The sequence below is a fragment of the Methanocalculus taiwanensis genome (assembly GCF_024372745.1).
Classification (GTDB): Archaea; Halobacteriota; Methanomicrobia; order Methanomicrobiales; family Methanocorpusculaceae; genus Methanocalculus; species Methanocalculus taiwanensis.
Genome location: NZ_VOTZ01000015.1, coordinates 1 through 18717 on the forward strand (window position 1 = coordinate 1; position 18717 = coordinate 18717).

General features: G+C 49.3%; 12 protein-coding genes. 6 read left to right on the top strand and 6 right to left on the bottom strand.

All coding sequences use genetic code 11. From position 1 onward, the window contains the following. Window positions 1–353: 353 nt before the first annotated feature. Window positions 354–1943 (top strand): FMN-binding glutamate synthase family protein, encoded by a 1590-nt coding sequence (locus FTO68_RS07600; protein WP_255332790.1) that lies wholly within the window; start codon window positions 354–356, stop codon window positions 1941–1943. Window positions 1944–2009: 66 nt separating this feature from the next. Here FTO68_RS07600 and FTO68_RS07605 read toward each other — a convergent pair whose 3' ends face one another. Then, window positions 2010–2642 carry a DUF4352 domain-containing protein gene (locus FTO68_RS07605; protein ID WP_255332791.1) on the bottom strand — a complete coding sequence of 211 codons (633 nt, stop codon included), beginning with the start codon at window positions 2640–2642 and terminating at the stop codon, window positions 2010–2012. Between the two features lie 121 nt (window positions 2643–2763). Between FTO68_RS07605 and FTO68_RS07610 the strand changes: the two genes are divergently transcribed. The 5 genes from FTO68_RS07610 to FTO68_RS07630 all read left to right on the top strand — a co-directional run bounded on the left by FTO68_RS07610 (window position 2764) and on the right by FTO68_RS07630 (window position 12276). Continuing rightward, entirely contained in the window at window positions 2764–3876 is a 1113-nt protein-coding gene (locus FTO68_RS07610) for a hypothetical protein (protein WP_255332792.1), read from the top strand. Between the two features lie 231 nt (window positions 3877–4107). Next, window positions 4108–8829, top strand: a complete 4722-nt coding sequence (locus FTO68_RS07615; protein WP_255332793.1) for a tetratricopeptide repeat protein — start codon at window positions 4108–4110, stop codon at window positions 8827–8829. Between the two features lie 235 nt (window positions 8830–9064). Continuing rightward, on the top strand, window positions 9065–10045 hold the full coding sequence (locus FTO68_RS07620) for an ABC transporter substrate-binding protein (protein ID WP_255332794.1): 981 nt from the start codon (window positions 9065–9067) through the stop codon (window positions 10043–10045). A 6-nt stretch (window positions 10046–10051) separates the two neighbouring features. Continuing rightward, window positions 10052–11467, top strand: a complete 1416-nt coding sequence (locus FTO68_RS07625) for a PAS domain S-box protein (RefSeq protein WP_255332795.1) — start codon at window positions 10052–10054, stop codon at window positions 11465–11467. Between the two features lie 131 nt (window positions 11468–11598). Continuing rightward, window positions 11599–12276, top strand: coding sequence for a dihydrofolate reductase family protein (locus FTO68_RS07630; protein ID WP_255332796.1), 678 nt, complete (start codon window positions 11599–11601; stop codon window positions 12274–12276). Window positions 12277–12307: 31 nt separating this feature from the next. Here the strand turns inward: FTO68_RS07630 and FTO68_RS07635 are convergent, their stop codons facing one another. From FTO68_RS07635 to FTO68_RS07655, 5 genes are all read right to left on the bottom strand, one after another. Then, window positions 12308–15187, bottom strand: a complete 2880-nt coding sequence (locus tag FTO68_RS07635) for a hybrid sensor histidine kinase/response regulator (RefSeq protein WP_255332797.1) — start codon at window positions 15185–15187, stop codon at window positions 12308–12310. Window positions 15188–15492: 305 nt separating this feature from the next. Then, entirely contained in the window at window positions 15493–17388 is a 1896-nt protein-coding gene (locus FTO68_RS07640; protein ID WP_255332798.1) for a propionyl-CoA synthetase, read from the bottom strand. 128 nt (window positions 17389–17516) lie between these two features. Next, window positions 17517–17792 (bottom strand): hypothetical protein, encoded by a 276-nt coding sequence (locus FTO68_RS07645; RefSeq protein ID WP_255332800.1) that lies wholly within the window; start codon window positions 17790–17792, stop codon window positions 17517–17519. Next, window positions 17785–18324, bottom strand: a complete 540-nt coding sequence (locus FTO68_RS07650; protein ID WP_255332801.1) for a mismatch-specific DNA-glycosylase — start codon at window positions 18322–18324, stop codon at window positions 17785–17787. The genes FTO68_RS07645 and FTO68_RS07650 overlap by 8 nt, the downstream gene beginning before the upstream one ends. Window positions 18325–18437: 113 nt before the next feature. Then, window positions 18438–18593, bottom strand: a complete 156-nt coding sequence (locus tag FTO68_RS07655) for a hypothetical protein (RefSeq protein ID WP_255332802.1) — start codon at window positions 18591–18593, stop codon at window positions 18438–18440. Between the last annotated feature and the right edge of the window lie 124 nt (window positions 18594–18717).

Consider the following 18717-nt stretch of genomic DNA (forward strand, 5'->3'; position numbering starts at 1 on the left):
CGGGTAAGAGGGTATATCTCAACTGTGAAGAAGAATGAGGGGTCAGTACTTGCCGCCATCAAAGGAGCATTCAGGAGAGAACCCTTCATGCCCACTGTGGCTTACAGGTATAGCTGACCAGTTACAATTTTTTTTGGGGTTCCTTCTCCCTTCAGCGGAGCTCTTCTTTCTCACTGATTCTATTATTCGATTTTTCACATAAGATCCCTATCGCAATCTATTATTGTCATCATCGTACTTCCGATTATTTTAAATACTGATGGAAGGAAATCTCTTATAAATGCCGGTGCATACAGGATACTGACGTTTTGGGAAAATCTCACCCCGAGGCGCCTTTTTCAAGGAGAAGTATTATGAATCTTCGAAGGCCCAATGCAAGTGAAGCTCTTGGCACGTTCAATCGTTCACGGGATGTTGTCCCGATGTCGGGGATATGCAGCAGGTGTGTGGACGGCTGCAAAGGCGGCTGTGATATCTGGCTCTCAACATTCCGGAGCCGTGAAGTTATCTATCCCGGACCTTTTGGTGAGATCACCGCAGGTGCAGATAAGAATTATCCGGTTGACTACTCCCACCTGAATATCCAGGGATATGCTGTCGGTGCGAAAGGTCTGCCGGAAGGTGTTCCGATTAACTCAGATACCGCCCTTTTCTCATCTGTTGATACCACGACAGAGTATGGGTGGAATATCAAGGTCCCGATGAGGGTACCCATCTTCACCGGCGCACTCGGCTCTACCGAAATTGCACGGGCAAACTGGGAACACTTTGCGATTGGTGCTGCAATCTCAGGTATCACTCTCGTCTGCGGCGAAAATATCTGTGGTATCGATCCTGGACTTATCCGGGATGTCCATGGGAAGGTGAAGGAATGTCCCGAGATGGATCGTCGGATCAATATGTACCGCGAGTTCCATGATGGATATGGTGAGATTCTTGTACAGCTGAATGTCGAGGATACCCGTTTTGGAACAGCGGAATATGTCTCATCCAGGCATAATCTTGAGACAATCGAGTTGAAATGGGGACAGGGAGCAAAATGCATAGGTGGAGAGATTAAGGTAAAGTCGATTGACTGTGCATCCGAGTTGAAAAAACGCGGCTATATCGTCCAGCCGGATCCAACACTGCCTGAAGTGAGAAAGGCATTTGAATCCGGTGCAATCAAGGAGATAGAACGGCATTCAAGGCTTGGTTTTGTCGCAAAAGAAGATTTCCTTGATGAAGTGGACAGGCTCCGCGATATCGGGTTCAAGCGGATCACTCTCAAGACCGGGGCCTATTCCGCTGTAGAACTGGCAATGGCGCTCCGCTATGGAGCAGAGGCGAAGATTGATCTCCTGACAATCGATGGTGCGCCTGGTGGCACCGGGATGTCCCCATGGCCGATGATGAATGAATGGGGTATTCCGACTGTCTATATCCAGAGCCTTGCATACCAGTATGCCGAACTCCTGAAGAAGCGTGGAATCCGTGTTCCTGATCTTGCCATCGCCGGTGGTATTGCCGATGAAGCAAATGGCTTCAAGGCACTCTGCATGGGAGCACCCTACTTCAAGGCCGTCTGCATGGGCCGTGCCCTCATGATCCCCGGAATGGTCGGGAAGAATATTCAGAAGTGGCTTGATGCGGGAGATTTGCCAAAGAACGTATCGAAGTATGGCAACCGTGTAGAGGAGATCTTTGTCTGCTACGAGGAGCTGAAAGAGAAGTACGGGAACCGGATCCATGATATTCCGCTTGGTGCGATAGGTATCTACAGCTATGTCGAGCGCTATCGTCTCGGCATGCAGCAGATCATGGCGGGAAGCCGGAACTTCAGCCTGAAATCCATCTCAAGGAACGATCTTATGGCACTTACTGAGGAGTCTGCCAAAGTAACCGGCATTCCATACGTGATGGAAGCATATAGCGATGCTGCGGAAGCAATTCTCCTCAGCTGATTTTTTTTAAAAAATACCTTCAATCTTCTGGAAAATGAGGGGATATGATTCGCTCCTCCCCTCTATTCAGGCAAGTTTCCAGACAGGCGCTTCCTCTTCCGGGAGGAAGATGCTGACATAGGTTTCAAACGGCGAGATTCCTTTTGGTACTTCGTAGATGATGAACCCTTCTTTTGTCTCATGTATGTATAATTTGCCGCCGGTATACTCCATTTCCCGCACATCATTGATTGGGATGGTTGGATCTCTACCGGATTTGTACGAGTAGGCATTTCCGCTCGTATGCACGGTGATTATCGAGGGATATGGGGCGGATATCTCCTTTTTTGTCCCGATATGCCTGACCCGGACAAAGATGATCAGAAACTCCTTCCCCTCGGGCGGACTGACCGGCTCCCAACGCCCCCAATCATGTGAATAAAACTCATATCCGTCCCTGATCAGATATTTATACACTGAAATCTCACGGGTGCTCTCCCCATCGCCAACTGATGCAATTGCTTTTAATGGCAGGGCGTTTGGAAACGGGGATGCTGCCTGTACTGGTGCAGCAGGGGAGGGAGTGGCGGTTGGCTCTGTCGTATGTACTGGTGTTTCAACAGCGCCTGGTTCAGGTGTCTGCGGTGATTCGGTGCATCCTGCAAAGAGCACCAGAACGATAACAATGAAAGCTGCCGTAAGCAGCAGTGTCTTCTTCATAGACCGGAATATCATTTTATTGTATAATAAGGCTCCTGTGCCAATCCATTGTATCATCTCTATGTATGGATCGTCCCCTCCACAATCGATATCAGCGTATAATGCAGAGTAATTGCCTGAGATGACTCATCGGTTCATTATATTTGGTTTGCTCCTCTTGTTCTGCACCACAACCGGGTGCGTCCAGCCCGATATGGTCCCTCCGTCCATATCACCGATCCGGACAGATGCACCGGCTCTGGTCATGAGCCATGAGTTCCTCTTTGAAGAGAGCCGGGTAACCCTCAGTGTCCCTCTCGATCAATCGGTCTATTACGGGGCAATGGATGCCGATAAGCAGATCTACCTCTATTCTGATCTCTCCGATCAAAACTGGCTTCCGATATATTATACCGCATTCATCGATGATCCTAACCAGGAGGCTTTTTTTTCTGATCTGATCCGGGCACTTCGAACCCTCCGGTCAGATCTCAGCCTTGATGATGACCGCTACCTTGAACTCTGCACCGTCTTTATCCAGTCGCTCCCCTATGATGATGATACCACGCTGATAGAGCCGAAGTTTCCGATAGAGACATATGGGGATCTCACTGGTGACTGTGATGATAAAAGCCTTCTTCTTGCCGGTATCCTCTCACGCGAAGGCTTCTCTGTTGCCCTCCTCCTCTATTCAGAAGAGTCACATATGGCAGTCGGGATACATGCCGATGGGTGCCGGGATATCGGGGACGGGTACGCATATATCGAGACGACGAAGCATCATTTTGTAGGAATTGTTCCCGACAGCCTCACCGGGGATGTTGTCCTCGCATCCAAACCGCTCATCATACCTATCGGGGATGGCACAATCGGGTATGGACGATGCGATCAGACGATCGTGTTGTCAGATCTCCTCACATACTGCCGTGGTGAGATCGATCGGCTGAACCGCGATATGGAGCGTGAATTAGCTATCATTAGTGAGATGAATAGTGAGCTCGCCTCACTGAAAGATGAGATGGATGCCCTGATCCGGCAGGGAAGGTACAGTGAATATAACCAGCAGGTTCCCGTCTATAATGGTATGATCGAACGGTACAACAGCCGTTTGGAGAGCTATAATCACCTTGTCCGTTCGACAGAGCGATATATAGCCATTCATAACCGAATTATCGGGAGAACCTATGATCGGCAGGGGCTCTATCACGAGATGCTGCAGGAAGGGGTGATTGCAGAGATGGGAGCCCGTATGTGAGACGGCAGATGCTTAGTTATGCCTTCCTCACCCTGGTAGATCGGCTATTGGTTATTTCTCTTTCTCAGGAATTGTTCAGAAATCACATAGCCTATTGAAAGGTATATAAGATTGCGGGTGGGAAGAGAATTAACTGAGAATTCGATAGATCCCTCTCTGATGGTTGCGCAGACTCTGGAGCTTTTCGTTCAGATGGATCATCTATCGGTAATGTAAATGTGAGGGTAAAAGATGGGGTTGTTTGATCTTCTGAATAAGAATGCTACGTCAGTTCGTTCATTTACTGAAGAGGGTTTGCGTCTTCACGAGATCGGTCGTTATGCTGATGCAATAAAATCTTTTGAAAAGGCACTATCACTTGATTCTGGCGCATATGACGCATGGATCGGCCGCGGCTCTGCTCTCTTTTATCTTGATCGTTACTCTGATGCAATCACCTCATTTGATAAGGCCATTGAGATAAATCCCCGGAAGCCTGATGCCTGGAAGAACCGTGGCCGTGCCCTCCAGGATCTGGCCCGCCCATCTGAAGCAGTCGAATCATATACCCGTTCACTGGATCTCAACCCAAAGGATACCGATACATTATATTATCGCGGGCTTGCACTCCAAAAGCTTGGCCGCCCATCTGAAGCGATCGAGTCATATGACCTCCTCCTCAAAATTGATCAGAATAATGCTGATTGCTGGTTCAGGCGTGGTGTCGCACTGGATGAGCTTGGCAGATATGCCGACTCTGTCAAATCTTATGACCGGGCACTGGCGATCGATCCCAGTAATGCTGTTGGCTGGTATAACCGGGGTGTTGCACTTGAAAGACTTACGCGTCTCCAGGATGCCATTGAATCATATCAGCGTGCGCTTGAGATCGCTCCCAATCATCCCGGTGCAAAACGAAACCTTCCTGTTCTGCTTGATGAGATGAAAAGGGATAAAGCCGGACGTTCCGATGAAGCCATCTCAATATCTCCTGAAGATGGTTCTCAAAAAAAACCCGATTCATCACTGCCTCTCCCTGTTCCGGAGGCAGAGGCGGTTGAAACAGGATGGGAAAATGGTGAACCGCACATAGACGATACAGATGATGATAGCGGATCTAATGGAATAACTGTTGTACCCGCTCCTTCTTTTGAGGAGATGAAAGCAGATATGCATGATCAGAATGGGGAGAGAACAGAGGTAGACTGGGGTAAATCCGGTATGGAACTTGCGAGCGCCGGCAGGTTTGATGAGGCGCTTCTGGCATATGACCGGGCACTTGAGAACAATTCCGGGATAGCGTATCTCTGGGTTGGCAGAGGTCTGGCTCTCCAGAACCTTGAGCGGTATAATGATGCTGTTAATTCGTTTGATAAGGCAATTGACCTCGATCCGAATAACGCCAAAGTATGGTATAACCGGGGCCTTGCTCTTCAGCAGCTCAAACGATATGATGATGCAATCGACTCCTATGACCGGGCGCTTGCAATTGATTCTCATCTCTCTGCTGTTAGAAAAAACAAGGATATTGCCCTGTCTGCAAAACAGATGGAGGAGGGTCTTGCTGGAGCAGGTATTGTCAAAAAAGCCATTCCTCAATTATTCTCCTCCCCAATAATGCATCATCCCTCCCGGCCCGGAAAACCGGTCTTTGATGAGGGCATGGAAATGGATGAGATTGAGCTTCCAGAGATGCCCAAATTGTCACCTGTTCATAATGAGACTGAGAAGGTTGATTCTGGAGGTGGCATGGCTGATGATCTCACTCTTTTGTCCAAAAAAGATGAAGCCCCCTTTAATCCTGAAGAAGAGTCGGAAAAAGGAGAAGAGGGTGATTCTGGTTCGATGATTGAGGCTGCTGAACCTATTCGAATGGAATTCCATGAGTCTGAAGCCGGAGAGCCGGATGAGGCTTCATGGGTGGATGAAGATACTGCTTTGCCTCTGGGGGATAACGCTTATTCCAAGGCATTGGAACGTTCTGATCATGCTCTCTCCAAAAATCCTGATGATGAAACTGCATGGTATAACCGGGGTGTTGCACTCATCCATCTGGAACGGTACGAGGAAGCGGTTGAAGCATATGATCGTGCGCTGGCACGTGATCCTGGTATGGCTGATATATGGAATAACCGGGGTGTGGCACTTGCGAGGCTCGGGCGTTATGAAGATGCCCTGAAATCATATGATCGTGCTTTGCTGCTTGATCCGGTTCATGGCAATTCCTGGATCAACCGGGCTCGAACCTTAACAGAACTAGGCCGTTCCGCAGATGCAGTCGATTCATATGATCGGGCACTTGCAGTCGATCCGCGTGATGCCTGTGTATGGTATAGCAGGGGCGTGCTGCTTGCGGAAATTGGACGTGCCGAGGAAGCTGTCCAGTCGCTTGACAAGGCACTTGCAATCGGGTATAAAACCGGCAGGGAATGGTACACATCCGGTCACTCTCCCGGATATATAGATGGCTATGCGGGTCCTGTTGAAACTGACGATGAGTCGACTGCACCAGATCACGCTCTGGCTGATGCAGTTCTCACAGAATCAGCCGGTGTTTTTGAAGGGGATAAAACAGATGCACTGATTGCCGATGATTCAGCTGATCTGTCTGAAGGTTCTGGTGCATTTGATCTCGCAGAAGAGTTCGATGAGACTGATTTGCCAAAGTCCGCAGATCTGCCAGATAAAGAGGAGGCAGTCGGGATATCTGGTACCGCGGATATCGTTCATGACCCTGATGATATTGATTTCTCCGCGTTTGAGAGTGAGGAGATCGATTGGGGCTATGATCACGATGCTCCTGGTACCGATCTCCTCTCGCCTGAGTTCCCTGAACCTTTTTCTGATCTGACAGAAGCAGATCTCATTGAAGAAGCTGAGTCTCATGAGATGGGTGAAGGTGGCGAGATTGTTTCCGCTGGTTCAGCTGCTCTCACCGAAGCGTCTGGTCCATCTGATCTTATAGAAGATATCAGTGCTGCTAACAGTACTCATGTGGAAGATATTGCTGATGTGGCAGCCGGGTCAAACGGAGAAGCAGATGATCCCGCCCTCCCTCGTGCTGATATCGAAGAGGGTGATTGGGGAGGGGATCTCCTCTATTCTGATTCTGATCTCCTCTCTCCAGAGCTTTCCCGGGCACTCTCTGATCTGGGCGATACAGAAGATGCTGGTGATCTATATGAAGAGGATAGAAAGGCTCCAATGGTCTCACGAGATAAATTTGAAGCAGTGAGTGTGCCTGATATGGATGAAGAAGATATTCCGGATGCATATGATATGCCTGATGCGGATATGGGATCTGATGCCGCTCCTCTTTCCGGCGGTGCCAGTCTGGAGGAGGAATCCTCATCAGGTGATGAAGCTGGCGGGCTTGAAGCCGGGGGAAGTTTTGCGGAGATCCTGAAATACTATGATCGGGCAATAACGCGCAATCCTGATGATGCTGATGTCTGGTATAACCGTGGCCTTGTTCTCTTTAATCTTAGCCGTTATCGGGATGCTGTTGAATCCTTTGAGAGGGCGGTTGTTCTTAATCCCGGGTATGCCGAGGCCGAGAAGAACAGGCGCATTCTTGTTGAATTGATCAGGAAGAAGAGCGACGATTATGAGAGGAGAGGAACCGAGCTTGCCACTGAAGGGAGATTTGAGGAGGCGGTTTTATTCTATGATCAGGTACTTGCACTCGATCCAAAAAACGTCTCGGTCTGGTATAACCGTGGTGTTGCGCTCCGTAATCTTGGACGCCATGCAGATGCCGTTCTATCATATGATCATGCGCTGGCTCTGGCACCCGATGATCCCGGTACCTGGTATAACCGTGGTGTTGCGCTCCGAAATCTTGGCCGTTATGCAGATGCGATTGAATCATATGATCGTGCAATCGAGTTTGATTCCGATGATGCTGATACCTGGCACAATCGCGGAGTTGCCATGAGGAAACTCGGGCGGTTTGCAGATGCGGTTACTTCATTTGATCGTGCACTCCTGCTTGCCCCTGAGGATCCGGATATCTGGTATAACCGTGGTGTCGCCCTCCGTAAACTCGGCCGCTATGAAGAGGCACTGGAATCATATGATCGGATGCTTACACTCGATCCCGAGAATCCCCTTGCCCTGAATAATCGTGGCTTTGTGCTCAATGAGATCGGCCGCTATGATGAAGCAGTCGAATCATACAACAAGTCGATCCTCCTCAACCCTGAGAGTGCAGGTGCCTGGGTCGGCCGCGGTTATGCAGAATTCAATTCAGAGAAGTATGCAGATGCAATCGAATCATTGAACAGGGCTCTTGGAATCGATCCTGACGATGGCTATTCATGGCAGGTTCATGGCCTTGCGCTCGCAAGGCTTGATCGGAATGCCGATGCCATCCATTCATTTGATCGTGCAATCGCTCTTGACCCTGGCGATGCGAGAATATGGCTGATCCGCGGCCTCTCCCTCGTGGAGCTTGGCATCTATCCTGAGGCGGTCCGGTCATTTGAACGAGCCCTTGAACTTGATCCTGATAATCCCGATATCCTCGCCCATCGTGATGAGGCGCTCAGGATGGAGACGCAAGAACAGGGTGTTGGATCTATCAAAGAAGAGGTTTTACCTCTGGAATATGAGACTTCTGCGTTCACAAACCGTGAGAGAGGGAGATCACACCTCCCTGCTGCCAGTTTCACCATAACACTTGATCACTCCCGCTTTATCAGGAATCAATGGCACCGGGTTCCGCTGACGATCCATAATGAGGGTTCGTCCACGCTCATCGACCTGAAGATCTCATTCTCTGAGGATTTTATTACGAAAAGACTCATTCCGGTAACCGTTTCTCCTAAGGATAGCGTTACTCTTGTTATTGGTGTGAGACCTCTCTCTCTTGGTATGGTGCCGCTGGATCTGTCAGCAGCGTACCTTGATGAGAAAGGAAATGAATATAGCCGGATCTTTGAGTTCTGGATAGAAGTTCTGCCGGGGGATTGATATACTCTCTCCTTTATTCAAAAGGAATTGGAAATTCTGTTTTATTTCCTCAATGCTTCTGGCTCTCCATCTATCCGGAAAGGTCTGGTGGTTATCTGGTGTCGTTATTTTATGTTATATTACCTGTATTTCTTCTTCTTCGGTTTCGCTGGTTTGAATTTTCAGATACTTATATCTGAGGCGGGCACATATTCCAAAAAAAAACAATCAATTCCTCAAGGAGATCTGAGAGAGGATGGTACGAAAGAAGATGCTGATTGCAATCATCGTTCTCGCAATCATTGCTATTATGGTCTATAGTCTGCCTCCTCCATCTCCCATTCCGATTGATATCGCAATTGGAACCTCCCCATACGAGGTATCCGGTCTCATCTACCTTGCAGAAGAGAAAGGTTTTTTTCGTGATTCCGGCCTTAATGTCACGATCAACAGGTACGATACCGGACTCTATGCAATTGCTGATCTAAATCAGGGAAGACTGGATGTGGCTACCGCTGCTGATTATGCCTTTGCCGGACGGGTACTTGCAGGGGATCCGATTGTGGTGGCCGGGTCTATTGGAACTGATGATTTCCATTATCTGGTGATACGAAAAGAGAGCGGAATAGCAGATGGGCGGGATCTTCGCGGAAGAACAATTGGTGTGTCAAAAAGAACCAGCGGAGAATTCTTCCTTGGGAGGTATCTTGAGCTCCATGGACTACGCCATACGGATGTCGTACTCATCGATCTTGCGCCTGTCCAGATGAAGGAGGCGCTTGCCAGCGGTGCTGTTGATGCCGTCGTCACCTGGCCGCCAACTCTCTACGATATTGAAGATACGTTCGGTGAAGATCTTCTCATATGGCCTGTACAGGGCGGACAGAAGATGTACTGGCTGCTCATCGTTCCTGAAGAGGGGGATCAGACGGCAATCGAACGTCTTCTCCGGGCTTTACAGCAGGCAGAGGAGTTTGCACAGAGAAATCCGGAAGAATCACAGCGAATCGTGGATCAAAGGCTCGCCACACCTGCAGGGGAGCAGGTTCGTGCATGGGAGCGGACGAGACTGTTCCTCTCGCTTGAACAATCGCTATTAATCGCTCTTGAGGATGAGGCTCGATGGATGATTCGTGAGAATCTGACAGATAATATGGCGATGCCTGACTATCTTTCCCGCCTCAGATATGAATGGCTGGATAGTATTAAGCCCGGCAGTGTCAGGATTATCAGGTGAGATCAGATGAAGATCCGTACTCGTTTTGCGCTGAATATTCTTCTCTTTATCGTGATATTCAGCCTTGCTGCCGGATCCCTGCTCCTTCTCAACCAGGAGATCCGGGTGCTCCATGTACAGGAAGAGCATGCGTATTCAATTCAGCATGGCGCATATGAGCTTGCACATCTCCAGAATGACTATCTCTTCAATGGTGGTGAGCGCCCGCTTATCCAATGGGAAAACCGGTATGAATCACTCGTACATGAGATTGAAGAGATTGATGTTGCAAGTCCTGATAAGGTAATTCTCGTTGAGAATCTCGCCCAGGATATTCTTCAGCTGAAGGAGCTCTTCGGCATGTATGTTGAACTGAGCGAATCTGGCGTTTATGGTTATGATCTTTACTCTCTCTACTGGAACCGGCTTGAGATTAAAAACCAGGCGATGATATTCGATGCATCTGAGCTTTCGTTATTGATACGAACTGATCTGGAAAGGGTTCATGCATTACAGAATATTGTCCTTCTTCTCTCTGTTACAGCTATTCTGGTCGTATTCCTTGCAAACTATCTCCTGGTTGGAAAGGAGGTGATCCGGTCTCTTGGAACGCTTGAGCATGGCATCAACCAGATCACTTCCGGCGACCGAAGTGCAAGGGTTTTAGAAGAAGGAGATGAAGAGTTCAGGTCTGTTGCTGCCTCTTTCAACCTGATGAACGATGCGATCCGAGATGTGGAATTTGAACTTCATAAACGGATAGAGGATTTGAATTCCGCATATGAAGAGATGACGGCAATTGAAGAGGAGCTCCGAAAACAGTTTGAAGATCTAACAAGTGCCCAGGTGGATCTTCGGCAGATGACTGAGTACCTGGATAAACTCCTCACTCATGCAAATGCAGGGATTGTTATCTGGGGAACAGATCTGCATATTATCCGGGTAAACCCGGCATTTGAACGGTTGATCGGAAAGAGAGCTGATGAGCTGATCGGGGAGCCGATTGGGTCTGTTCTTTCAGCTCCGAAGGAGGAACGCGTTTTCTTCAGCGAACACTGGGAATCTGTTGAGATCCCTATCATTGCCGCCGGTGGCCAGGAAAAGACGGTTCTCTGGAGTTCATCTGAGATCCAGAACCAGGATAGCGATGTCATTGCGATGGTCGCCCATGGAATTGATATTACCGAGCGAAAAATGCTTGAGGATCTCCGTCTGAATGCACTGGTACAGGTCGAAGAGCAGATCAGGAATCTTGCGATATTGAACGATTCTATCAGAAACCCCCTTGCGGTTATCGTCGCCCTCTGTTCGATGGAAGATGGTGAGAATGATAAACGGATCCTTGAACAGGCCTATGAGATCGACAACATCATCACGCAGCTTGATCAGGGATGGCTTGAGTCGATGAAGATCAGGGAGTATATCAGGAAGCATCACCAGTGATGAATCCATAAAAAAAATTGCGGGAAAACACCAAAGGATCATTCCAATGGATATTCCGCTCTCTTTGTTGTGATTGATTGCATCTCCGAAAAATCGCGAGATTTATGTCTTTATACGTGAGAATAACAGGAATGCCTCCAAAGGTGATCATCCATTCCTCAGTGAGCCTGGATCATGCAATTTTCGGCTATGATATCGATATCGGGCTCCATTATTCAATTCTTGGGGAATATGCCCCTGATGCTGTTCTCGTAGGGTCTAATACAGCAAGGCTCGGAGTAGAGATGTTTTCTGATAGTGCCCGGCCTGAGATGGCAGCTGATCTGGTACGGCCACATCAGGTTTGTGGAGATCCCCGTCCGATAGGTGTCTTTGTGGATAGCAGGGGTGTGCTCTCTGGCTTTCTTCATCTCTACCGGCAGATGGAGCATATACGGGATGTTGTTGTCCTCGTATCAGAACAAACACCGGATGCCTATCTTCAGTACCTGAGCGAGCGGGAGTACCCATATATCAGGTGCGGGAAGGATTATGTGGATATCAGGGCCGCCCTGAAGGGGCTGGAACGTCACTACTCTGTCCAGGTAATTGTTTCGGACAGTGGAGCTGACCTGAATAATCACCTGATTAGATCCGGTATTGCAGATGAGATCAGCCTGATTTTAGCGCCGGTGATCGCCGGGGATCAGGGCAAGCGGCTCTTTACCTCGTCAGGGGCATGCATGCTCGATCTGATCGCTTCAAGAAAGCTTGATTTGGGGCGGGTGCATCTCCGGTATGCGCTCAGGAAAGAAACGTCAGGTACATGAGATTATAAAAGCAGGTGGGTGGTGGGGAGTATTATTGTATCCTTTGGCCGGAGGCACCATCTATACAGTATCCTCCTTTAGGCACATGTATCTCGAATCTTGCACCCTTCCCAGGTTCGCCATTCTCGGTGATGGTGATATTGGTGATGGTGAGTATCTCCCTCACCAGGAAGAGGCCGTACCCGGTATTCTTCCCAAAACCCCGGTAAAAGATCCGTTCCTTCTCTTTCTCCGGGATGCCGGAGCCGTTGTCCTCATAGGTGATCGCCAGTCCGGATTCTGTCTCCCTGCACCGGATCCGGATCTGATCTGCGCCTTCTCCATGGCGGAGGGTATTGTCGATTAAGTTAGAGAAGACCTTCTGGATCATCGGGTCTGCCAGGATTCTTGCTTCCGGCCCGTCATAGCTGATCTGTATATCCTGGTCGTAATTCCTCTCGATTGTCTGTTTGATGGGTGTCCATACCGGCTCGCTGACGCCGAGTTGTTCATATTCCCGGGTGAAGATGATCTGCCCCTCTATGGCAGATACCGCATTCGTTACATTATCAAGATACTTTGCGAGGGCGGGGCTTGCATTTACTTCTGTTGTGAGATCGAGGTACCCCTGGGCGATCATGATCTTGTTTAGGATGTCGTGGCGGGTGATGCTTGAGAGCAGGTGGAGTTTATTGTTTGTCAGGCGGAGTGCCTCCTCCATCCGCTTCTTCTCAGTAATATCGCGTCCGACCGACTGGTATTCCCTGACATGCCCGTATTCGTCAAATATCGCCCGGTCATTCCATTGCTGCCACCTGACTTCGCCATCAGGCATGATGATCCGGTGTTCGATTGTACCTATCGGATGCTCTTCGATGAGGGATGCAAAGAAGTTCCTGACCCTCTCGTAATCGTCGGGGTGAATTTTCGGGGAGAAGTTCTCTCCTAAGAGCTGCTGCTTCGTTTTTCCGAAATATTTCGCATAGGCATCATTCACGAGAATGTGTGTGCCGTCCGGCCTGAAGCGGCATATGAACTCTGTCTGGTACTCAATGACAGCCTGGTACCGCTGCTCGCTCTCCCTGAGTGCCTGCTGTGTGGTGATGATCTCATCAAGCTGCTGGCGAATCTCCTCTTCGGTTGCGGCCAGCTGTTCGTATGCTGCATTCAGTTCCAGATTCTGTTCTTTGAGCGCTTCTTCTGCCTGTTTTCTCACGGTGATATCGCGTCCGACCGACTGGTATTCCCTGACATGTCCATATTCGTCAAAGAGTGCCCGGTCATTCCACTGCTGCCACCTGATCTCGCCATCAGGCATGACGATCCGATGCTCGATGGTCCCTTCCGGGTTCTGGTAGGTGAGTGATGCAAAGAACCTGCTGACCATCTCCTTGTCTTCAGGGTGGATATTGGGGGAGAACGTTTTTCCCATGATCTCGTGCCTGTCTCTCCCGAAGTAGCGTGCATAGGCATCATTCACGAGAATGTGCGTGCCGTCCGGCCTGAAGCGGCATATGAACTCTGTCTGGTACTCGATGACCGCCTGGTACCGCTGTTCGCTCTCCCTGAGTGCCGTCTGTGTGGTGATGATCTCATCGAGCTGCTGGCGTATCTCCTCCTCGGTTGCTGCCAGCTGTTCATATGCTGCATTCAGCTCAACATTCTGCTCTTTGAGTGCTTCTTCAGCCAGTTTTTTCTCAGTGATATCGCGTCCGACCGACTGGTATTCCCTGACATGTCCATATTCGTCAAAGAGTGCCCGGTCATTCCACTGCTGCCACCTGACCTCGCCATCAGGCATGATGATCCGGTGCTCTATGGTGCCTTCAGGATTCTGATAGGTGAGTGATGAAAAGAACCTGCTGACCAGATCCTGATCATCGGGGTGGATATTGGGAGAGAATACTCTCCCCATAATCTCATGTTTGTCTTTTCTGAAGTATCGTGCATAGGCATCATTTACCAGGATATGTGTGCCATCCGGCTTGAACCTACAGATGAATTCTGTCTGGTACTCGATGACCGCCTGGTACCGCTGTTCGCTCTCCCTGAGTGCCGTCTGTGTGGAAACGATCTCATCAAGCTGCTGGCGAATCTCCTCCTCGGTTGCTGCCAGCTGTTCGTATGATGCCTGGAGCTCCATATTCTTCTGCTGAAGCTCTGTTTCACGATCCATAACTTCTGTTATATCCCTGCCAACGGACTGATATTCTTTGAGTTTTCCTTTCTCATCAAAGATTGCCCGCGTATTCCATCGCTGCCAGACGATCCGGCCATCCGGCATAATAACCCGCTGCTCACTAAAGGCAGATGGGTTCTGCAGTGAAAGGGAGGCAAAGAGGCGGGTGACATTGTCACGATCATCAGGGTGAATTCGTGGCTTGAACTGAGTGCCGATGATTTCCGCCTCCTGCATCCCAAAGAAGGTGCTGTATGCCTCGTTCACAAAGAGGTGGGTTCCATCAGGCTTGAACCTGCATATGAACTCGGTCTGGGCCTGGACAACATTCCTGTAACGCTCTTCACTCTCTCTGAGCGCTTTTTCAGCTTTTTTTCGCTCTATCGCATATTGTATCTTATTCTGGAGTTCGGCAAACTGGGATCTTGGATCGCCTCCTTTCTGCATATAGAAGTCAGCACCATTGTTGAATGCCTCAATCACCACGTCTTCACGGCTTTTTCCAGTGAAGATAATAAAGGGTGTTTCATCGCCATTTTGCCTGAGATGCTTGAGGAACTGTATTCCGTTCATACCGGGCATCTGGTAGTCCGAGATGATCGCATCAAATGGCTGATTGGAGAGGATATTTATTGCGTCCAATGCGCTCTCACAGGTAGAAACAGCCAATCCCTTGTTCCTCTCGAGAAAGAGCCGTCCTATCCTGAGTAGATCCGGCTCATCATCAATATAGAGGAGTGTGTGTGATGTCATTGTGTCAGATCCCGAAGGGATGCCGGATGGAAACAGAGTATAATATGTGCTCGGGAATCCCTTTTACAAAAAAATATTTATCTCAGCTGCTTATGAAGGTTTGTATGGTTATTTTTTAAAATATCGATGTTTTGGCCTTTGTTTTCAAAGTAAAACTCTCGATTTATGTTATATAGATTAAAAAGGTATCGGGTTATATTTATTCTTATGTTGTTTGATTGATATATAAATAATGTTTTTCTCATCTGAGTATCATTTTCGTGAGTAGTGATAAAAATACAGGGCATGCCTGCATTCTCGCCGCCTTAGTGTTTTGGATACCCCATCTCCATGAGTTTTTCTTTGATCTCGTCAAGGATTGCGGGATCATCAATAGTTGCCGGAACCGAATAGGGGGTGCCGTCTGCAATCTTTTTGATCGTGCCGCGCAGGATCTTTCCTGACCTCGTCTTTGGAAGGCGTTTTACTACAGCGACTTCTTTGAATGATGCAATAGGTCCTATCTTCTGCCGTACAAGTGCAATGAGCTCTGTTTTGATGGTCGCTACTTCACGCTCCACGCCAGCCTTCAGGACAACAAAGCCGAGGGGAACCTCACCCTTGACCGGATCAAAGACGCCGGAGACTGCACATTCGGCGATATCCGGGTGGGATGCAAGCACTTCCTCCATGGCGCCTGTCGAGAGTCGGTGCCCCGCCACATTGATGATATCATCTGTCCTCCCCATGATCCAGAGATATCCGTCTTCATCGATGAAGCCTGCATCGGATGTCAGGTAGTAGCCCGGATATGCCGAGAAGTAGGTGGTGATGAAATCTGCATCATTATTCCAGAGTGTTGTGAAACAGCCGGGTGGGAGCGGGAGCCGGACGACGACATTTCCTGTCACTCCTTTCGGGACGGTGTTGCCTTCGGTATCGAGCACCTCGATCTGATAGCCGGGAACCGGCATCGTGCATGATCCAGGCTTTATTGGGAGTAGTTCAAGCCCGGCACAGTTCGCTCCGATCGCCCAGCCTGTTTCTGTCTGCCACCAATGATCGATCACCGGCACGCCGAGGTGTTCTTCTGCAAAGATGAGTGTGTCAGGATCGCATCGCTCACCCGCTAAAAAGAGCGTCCTGAGTGATGAGAGATCATACTTCCTGATATATGATCCCGTGGGATCTTCTTTCCGGATGGCCCGGAAGGCGGTTGGTGCACAGAAGAGGACCGCTACACCATGCTCGGCGATCACGCGCCAGAATGCCCCCGGATCCGGAGTGCCGACTGACTTTCCTTCATAGAGGATTGTTGTGCACCCGTGTAAAAGCGGCCCGTATACGATATAGGAATGACCGACCACCCAGCCGATATCCGAGGCTGCCCAGTATACTTCTCCTGGTTTCATTCCATAAATCTGCTCCATACTCCATGAGAGCGCCACCAGATGGCCGCCGGTATCCCTGACCACACCTTTTGGCTTGCCGGTGGTGCCGGAGGTATAGAGGAGGTACAGGGGATCGGTTGCCTTCACCGTGATGCAAGGTGCTGGCTCTGCGTTCATGAGCTGATCCCAGGATATCACCTGTTTGCCGGAAAGATCAACTTTGTGCTCTTTCCGCTGGACATAGACACACGCCGAAGGCTTGTGAGTACAGAGGGCAAGCGCTCCGTCAAGAAGGGGCTTATAGGGGATGATCCGGTCGACTTCGATCCCGCACGATGCCGTGATGATGATCTTCGGCTCCGCATCCTCGATCCGCTTTGCAAGCTCGCGGGATGCAAACCCGCCAAAGACGACAGAGTGGATCGAACCGATCCGTGCAGAAGCGAGCATTGCGATGACCGCCTCTGGGATCATCGGCATATAGATGACGATCCGATCTCCTTTCTGCACGCCAAGCTTCCAAAGACCCCCGGCACAGCGGGCAACGAGATCACGCAGCTCAGTGTAGCTATATTTTTTGATCGTTTGAGTGACCGGGCTGTCATAGATGAGGGCTGTTCTGTCTCCGCACCCCTCCTCTATGTGCCGATCGAGGCAATTATAGCAGGTGTTGAGCTCACCTCCCTCAAACCAACGATAAATGGGGGGATCCTTAGCGGTAAGCACCCGGTCATAATCTTTATACCAGACAATTGTCTCTGCCGCAGTTCCCCAGAACTGTTCTGGATTCTTTATCGATTCACGGAACGCATCTTCATACTCTCCACTCATACCTCTCCCCTTGCTACTGTAAAGTAGAAATGGGGGAAAAGTTCTTATTTGTTGCTGTTTTTACCGGCGATGGAGTGGGTGGGGGAGCGTGATGCTGGCTTGGGAGGTGATCTGTTCTGCAATGTCAACTACCTGCATCTGAATGAACGGGTATTTGACCGGAGATAGAGATCCTTTCTGCTGCTATATCTCTTCTCTCCAAACCGGTATGTCTTCCTGATCAGTTCCAGAGCATCGGTTGCTATGGCTTCCTGTGTCTTTACGTGAATCCTGAGCTTCATCGCATCGGTTGCAGCTTCATCCAGGTCTCCTTTTCGCTCTCCAATAACCCTCCTGGCTGTGCTCCGAAATCGTCTTTCCTGATTCCCTTCTTTGTTTTCCTGCTCATTTCTCCTGTTAATCATTGTATTTTTGACTCTCCCTTACCTGTATCTCAGTATAGATCTCCCCGATCCTGCCCCAGCACTCTTCCCCATGGCTCTTCCAGTCCTTAGCCGAGAGCCCTGAGGTTGACGGAGCCACGAATACTGAGCTCTCTCCGATCATCCCGGATTGTAAGCCATATTTGATCTCTCTTCTCTTTAATGCGTGTCTGGCAGCTTCTTTTCCATTAAAGACGATACAGCGGGGTGTGTATTCCAGCATTTTCTGCAGGAAACTCTCAGTTTCGTACTGTTTTTTTGTCAGGGATCTGTCGGATCCCGATTCTGTCTTATTCAGATCGGTAAGCCCTATGCCGTATTCCAACACAATCCGGCAATCCTCAATGGAACGGGGGATTTTGTTCTCTGCGCCGGTGATTAGTGAGAACTGCGGCCAGAATTTATTCCCCGGTCCGCAATAGTAGCATCCCCTCTCTGCTGACTTTCTGCTGGCGGCAGATCCACAAAAGACGATTGCCAGGTTATGGGCTAAGATATCTTCAAGAATATGCATCAGATCGTGATTGTGAGGATGCCATATAATTTTTTTCGCATTGTTCTTTCCATGAGCGGGGTTTTGGAATAGAAAAAAGGGTATGATCTGTAGTTGTTTTGATTCTGACCGGATTATCGGGTTCTATCTGCCAGGAACCTCTCTGACAGCAGCGTGATGTCATGAAGGTCAATGACATGGTATCCCTCATCCCGTAGTTGTTCTTTCCCGTCAATCTCCTTTGTGATCAGTGTATAGCGTTCTTTATGCTCACCATCTCTCCATCGCACACGTTCTGTCTTCTTCTGGAGGGCTGCAATGACTAAACGGGATTCTGCGAATGATAGCGATCCGGAAGGAACCGGAACTCATCTACACAATCGAAGAAGATTTGTTGAGACATACGTAGACTAC

Coding starts and splice junctions, on each gene's coding strand:
- FTO68_RS07600 (WP_255332790.1), top strand. CDS start 354: ATGAATCTTCGAAGGCCCAATGCAAGTGAAGCTCTTGGCACGTTCAAT.
- FTO68_RS07605 (WP_255332791.1), bottom strand. CDS start 2,642: ATGAAGAAGACACTGCTGCTTACGGCAGCTTTCATTGTTATCGTTCTG.
- FTO68_RS07610 (WP_255332792.1), top strand. CDS start 2,764: ATGACTCATCGGTTCATTATATTTGGTTTGCTCCTCTTGTTCTGCACC.
- FTO68_RS07615 (WP_255332793.1), top strand. CDS start 4,108: ATGGGGTTGTTTGATCTTCTGAATAAGAATGCTACGTCAGTTCGTTCA.
- FTO68_RS07620 (WP_255332794.1), top strand. CDS start 9,065: ATGGTACGAAAGAAGATGCTGATTGCAATCATCGTTCTCGCAATCATT.
- FTO68_RS07625 (WP_255332795.1), top strand. CDS start 10,052: ATGAAGATCCGTACTCGTTTTGCGCTGAATATTCTTCTCTTTATCGTG.
- FTO68_RS07630 (WP_255332796.1), top strand. CDS start 11,599: ATGCCTCCAAAGGTGATCATCCATTCCTCAGTGAGCCTGGATCATGCA.
- FTO68_RS07635 (WP_255332797.1), bottom strand. CDS start 15,187: ATGACATCACACACACTCCTCTATATTGATGATGAGCCGGATCTACTC.
- FTO68_RS07640 (WP_255332798.1), bottom strand. CDS start 17,388: ATGAGTGGAGAGTATGAAGATGCGTTCCGTGAATCGATAAAGAATCCA.
- FTO68_RS07645 (WP_255332800.1), bottom strand. CDS start 17,792: ATGATTAACAGGAGAAATGAGCAGGAAAACAAAGAAGGGAATCAGGAA.
- FTO68_RS07650 (WP_255332801.1), bottom strand. CDS start 18,324: ATGCATATTCTTGAAGATATCTTAGCCCATAACCTGGCAATCGTCTTT.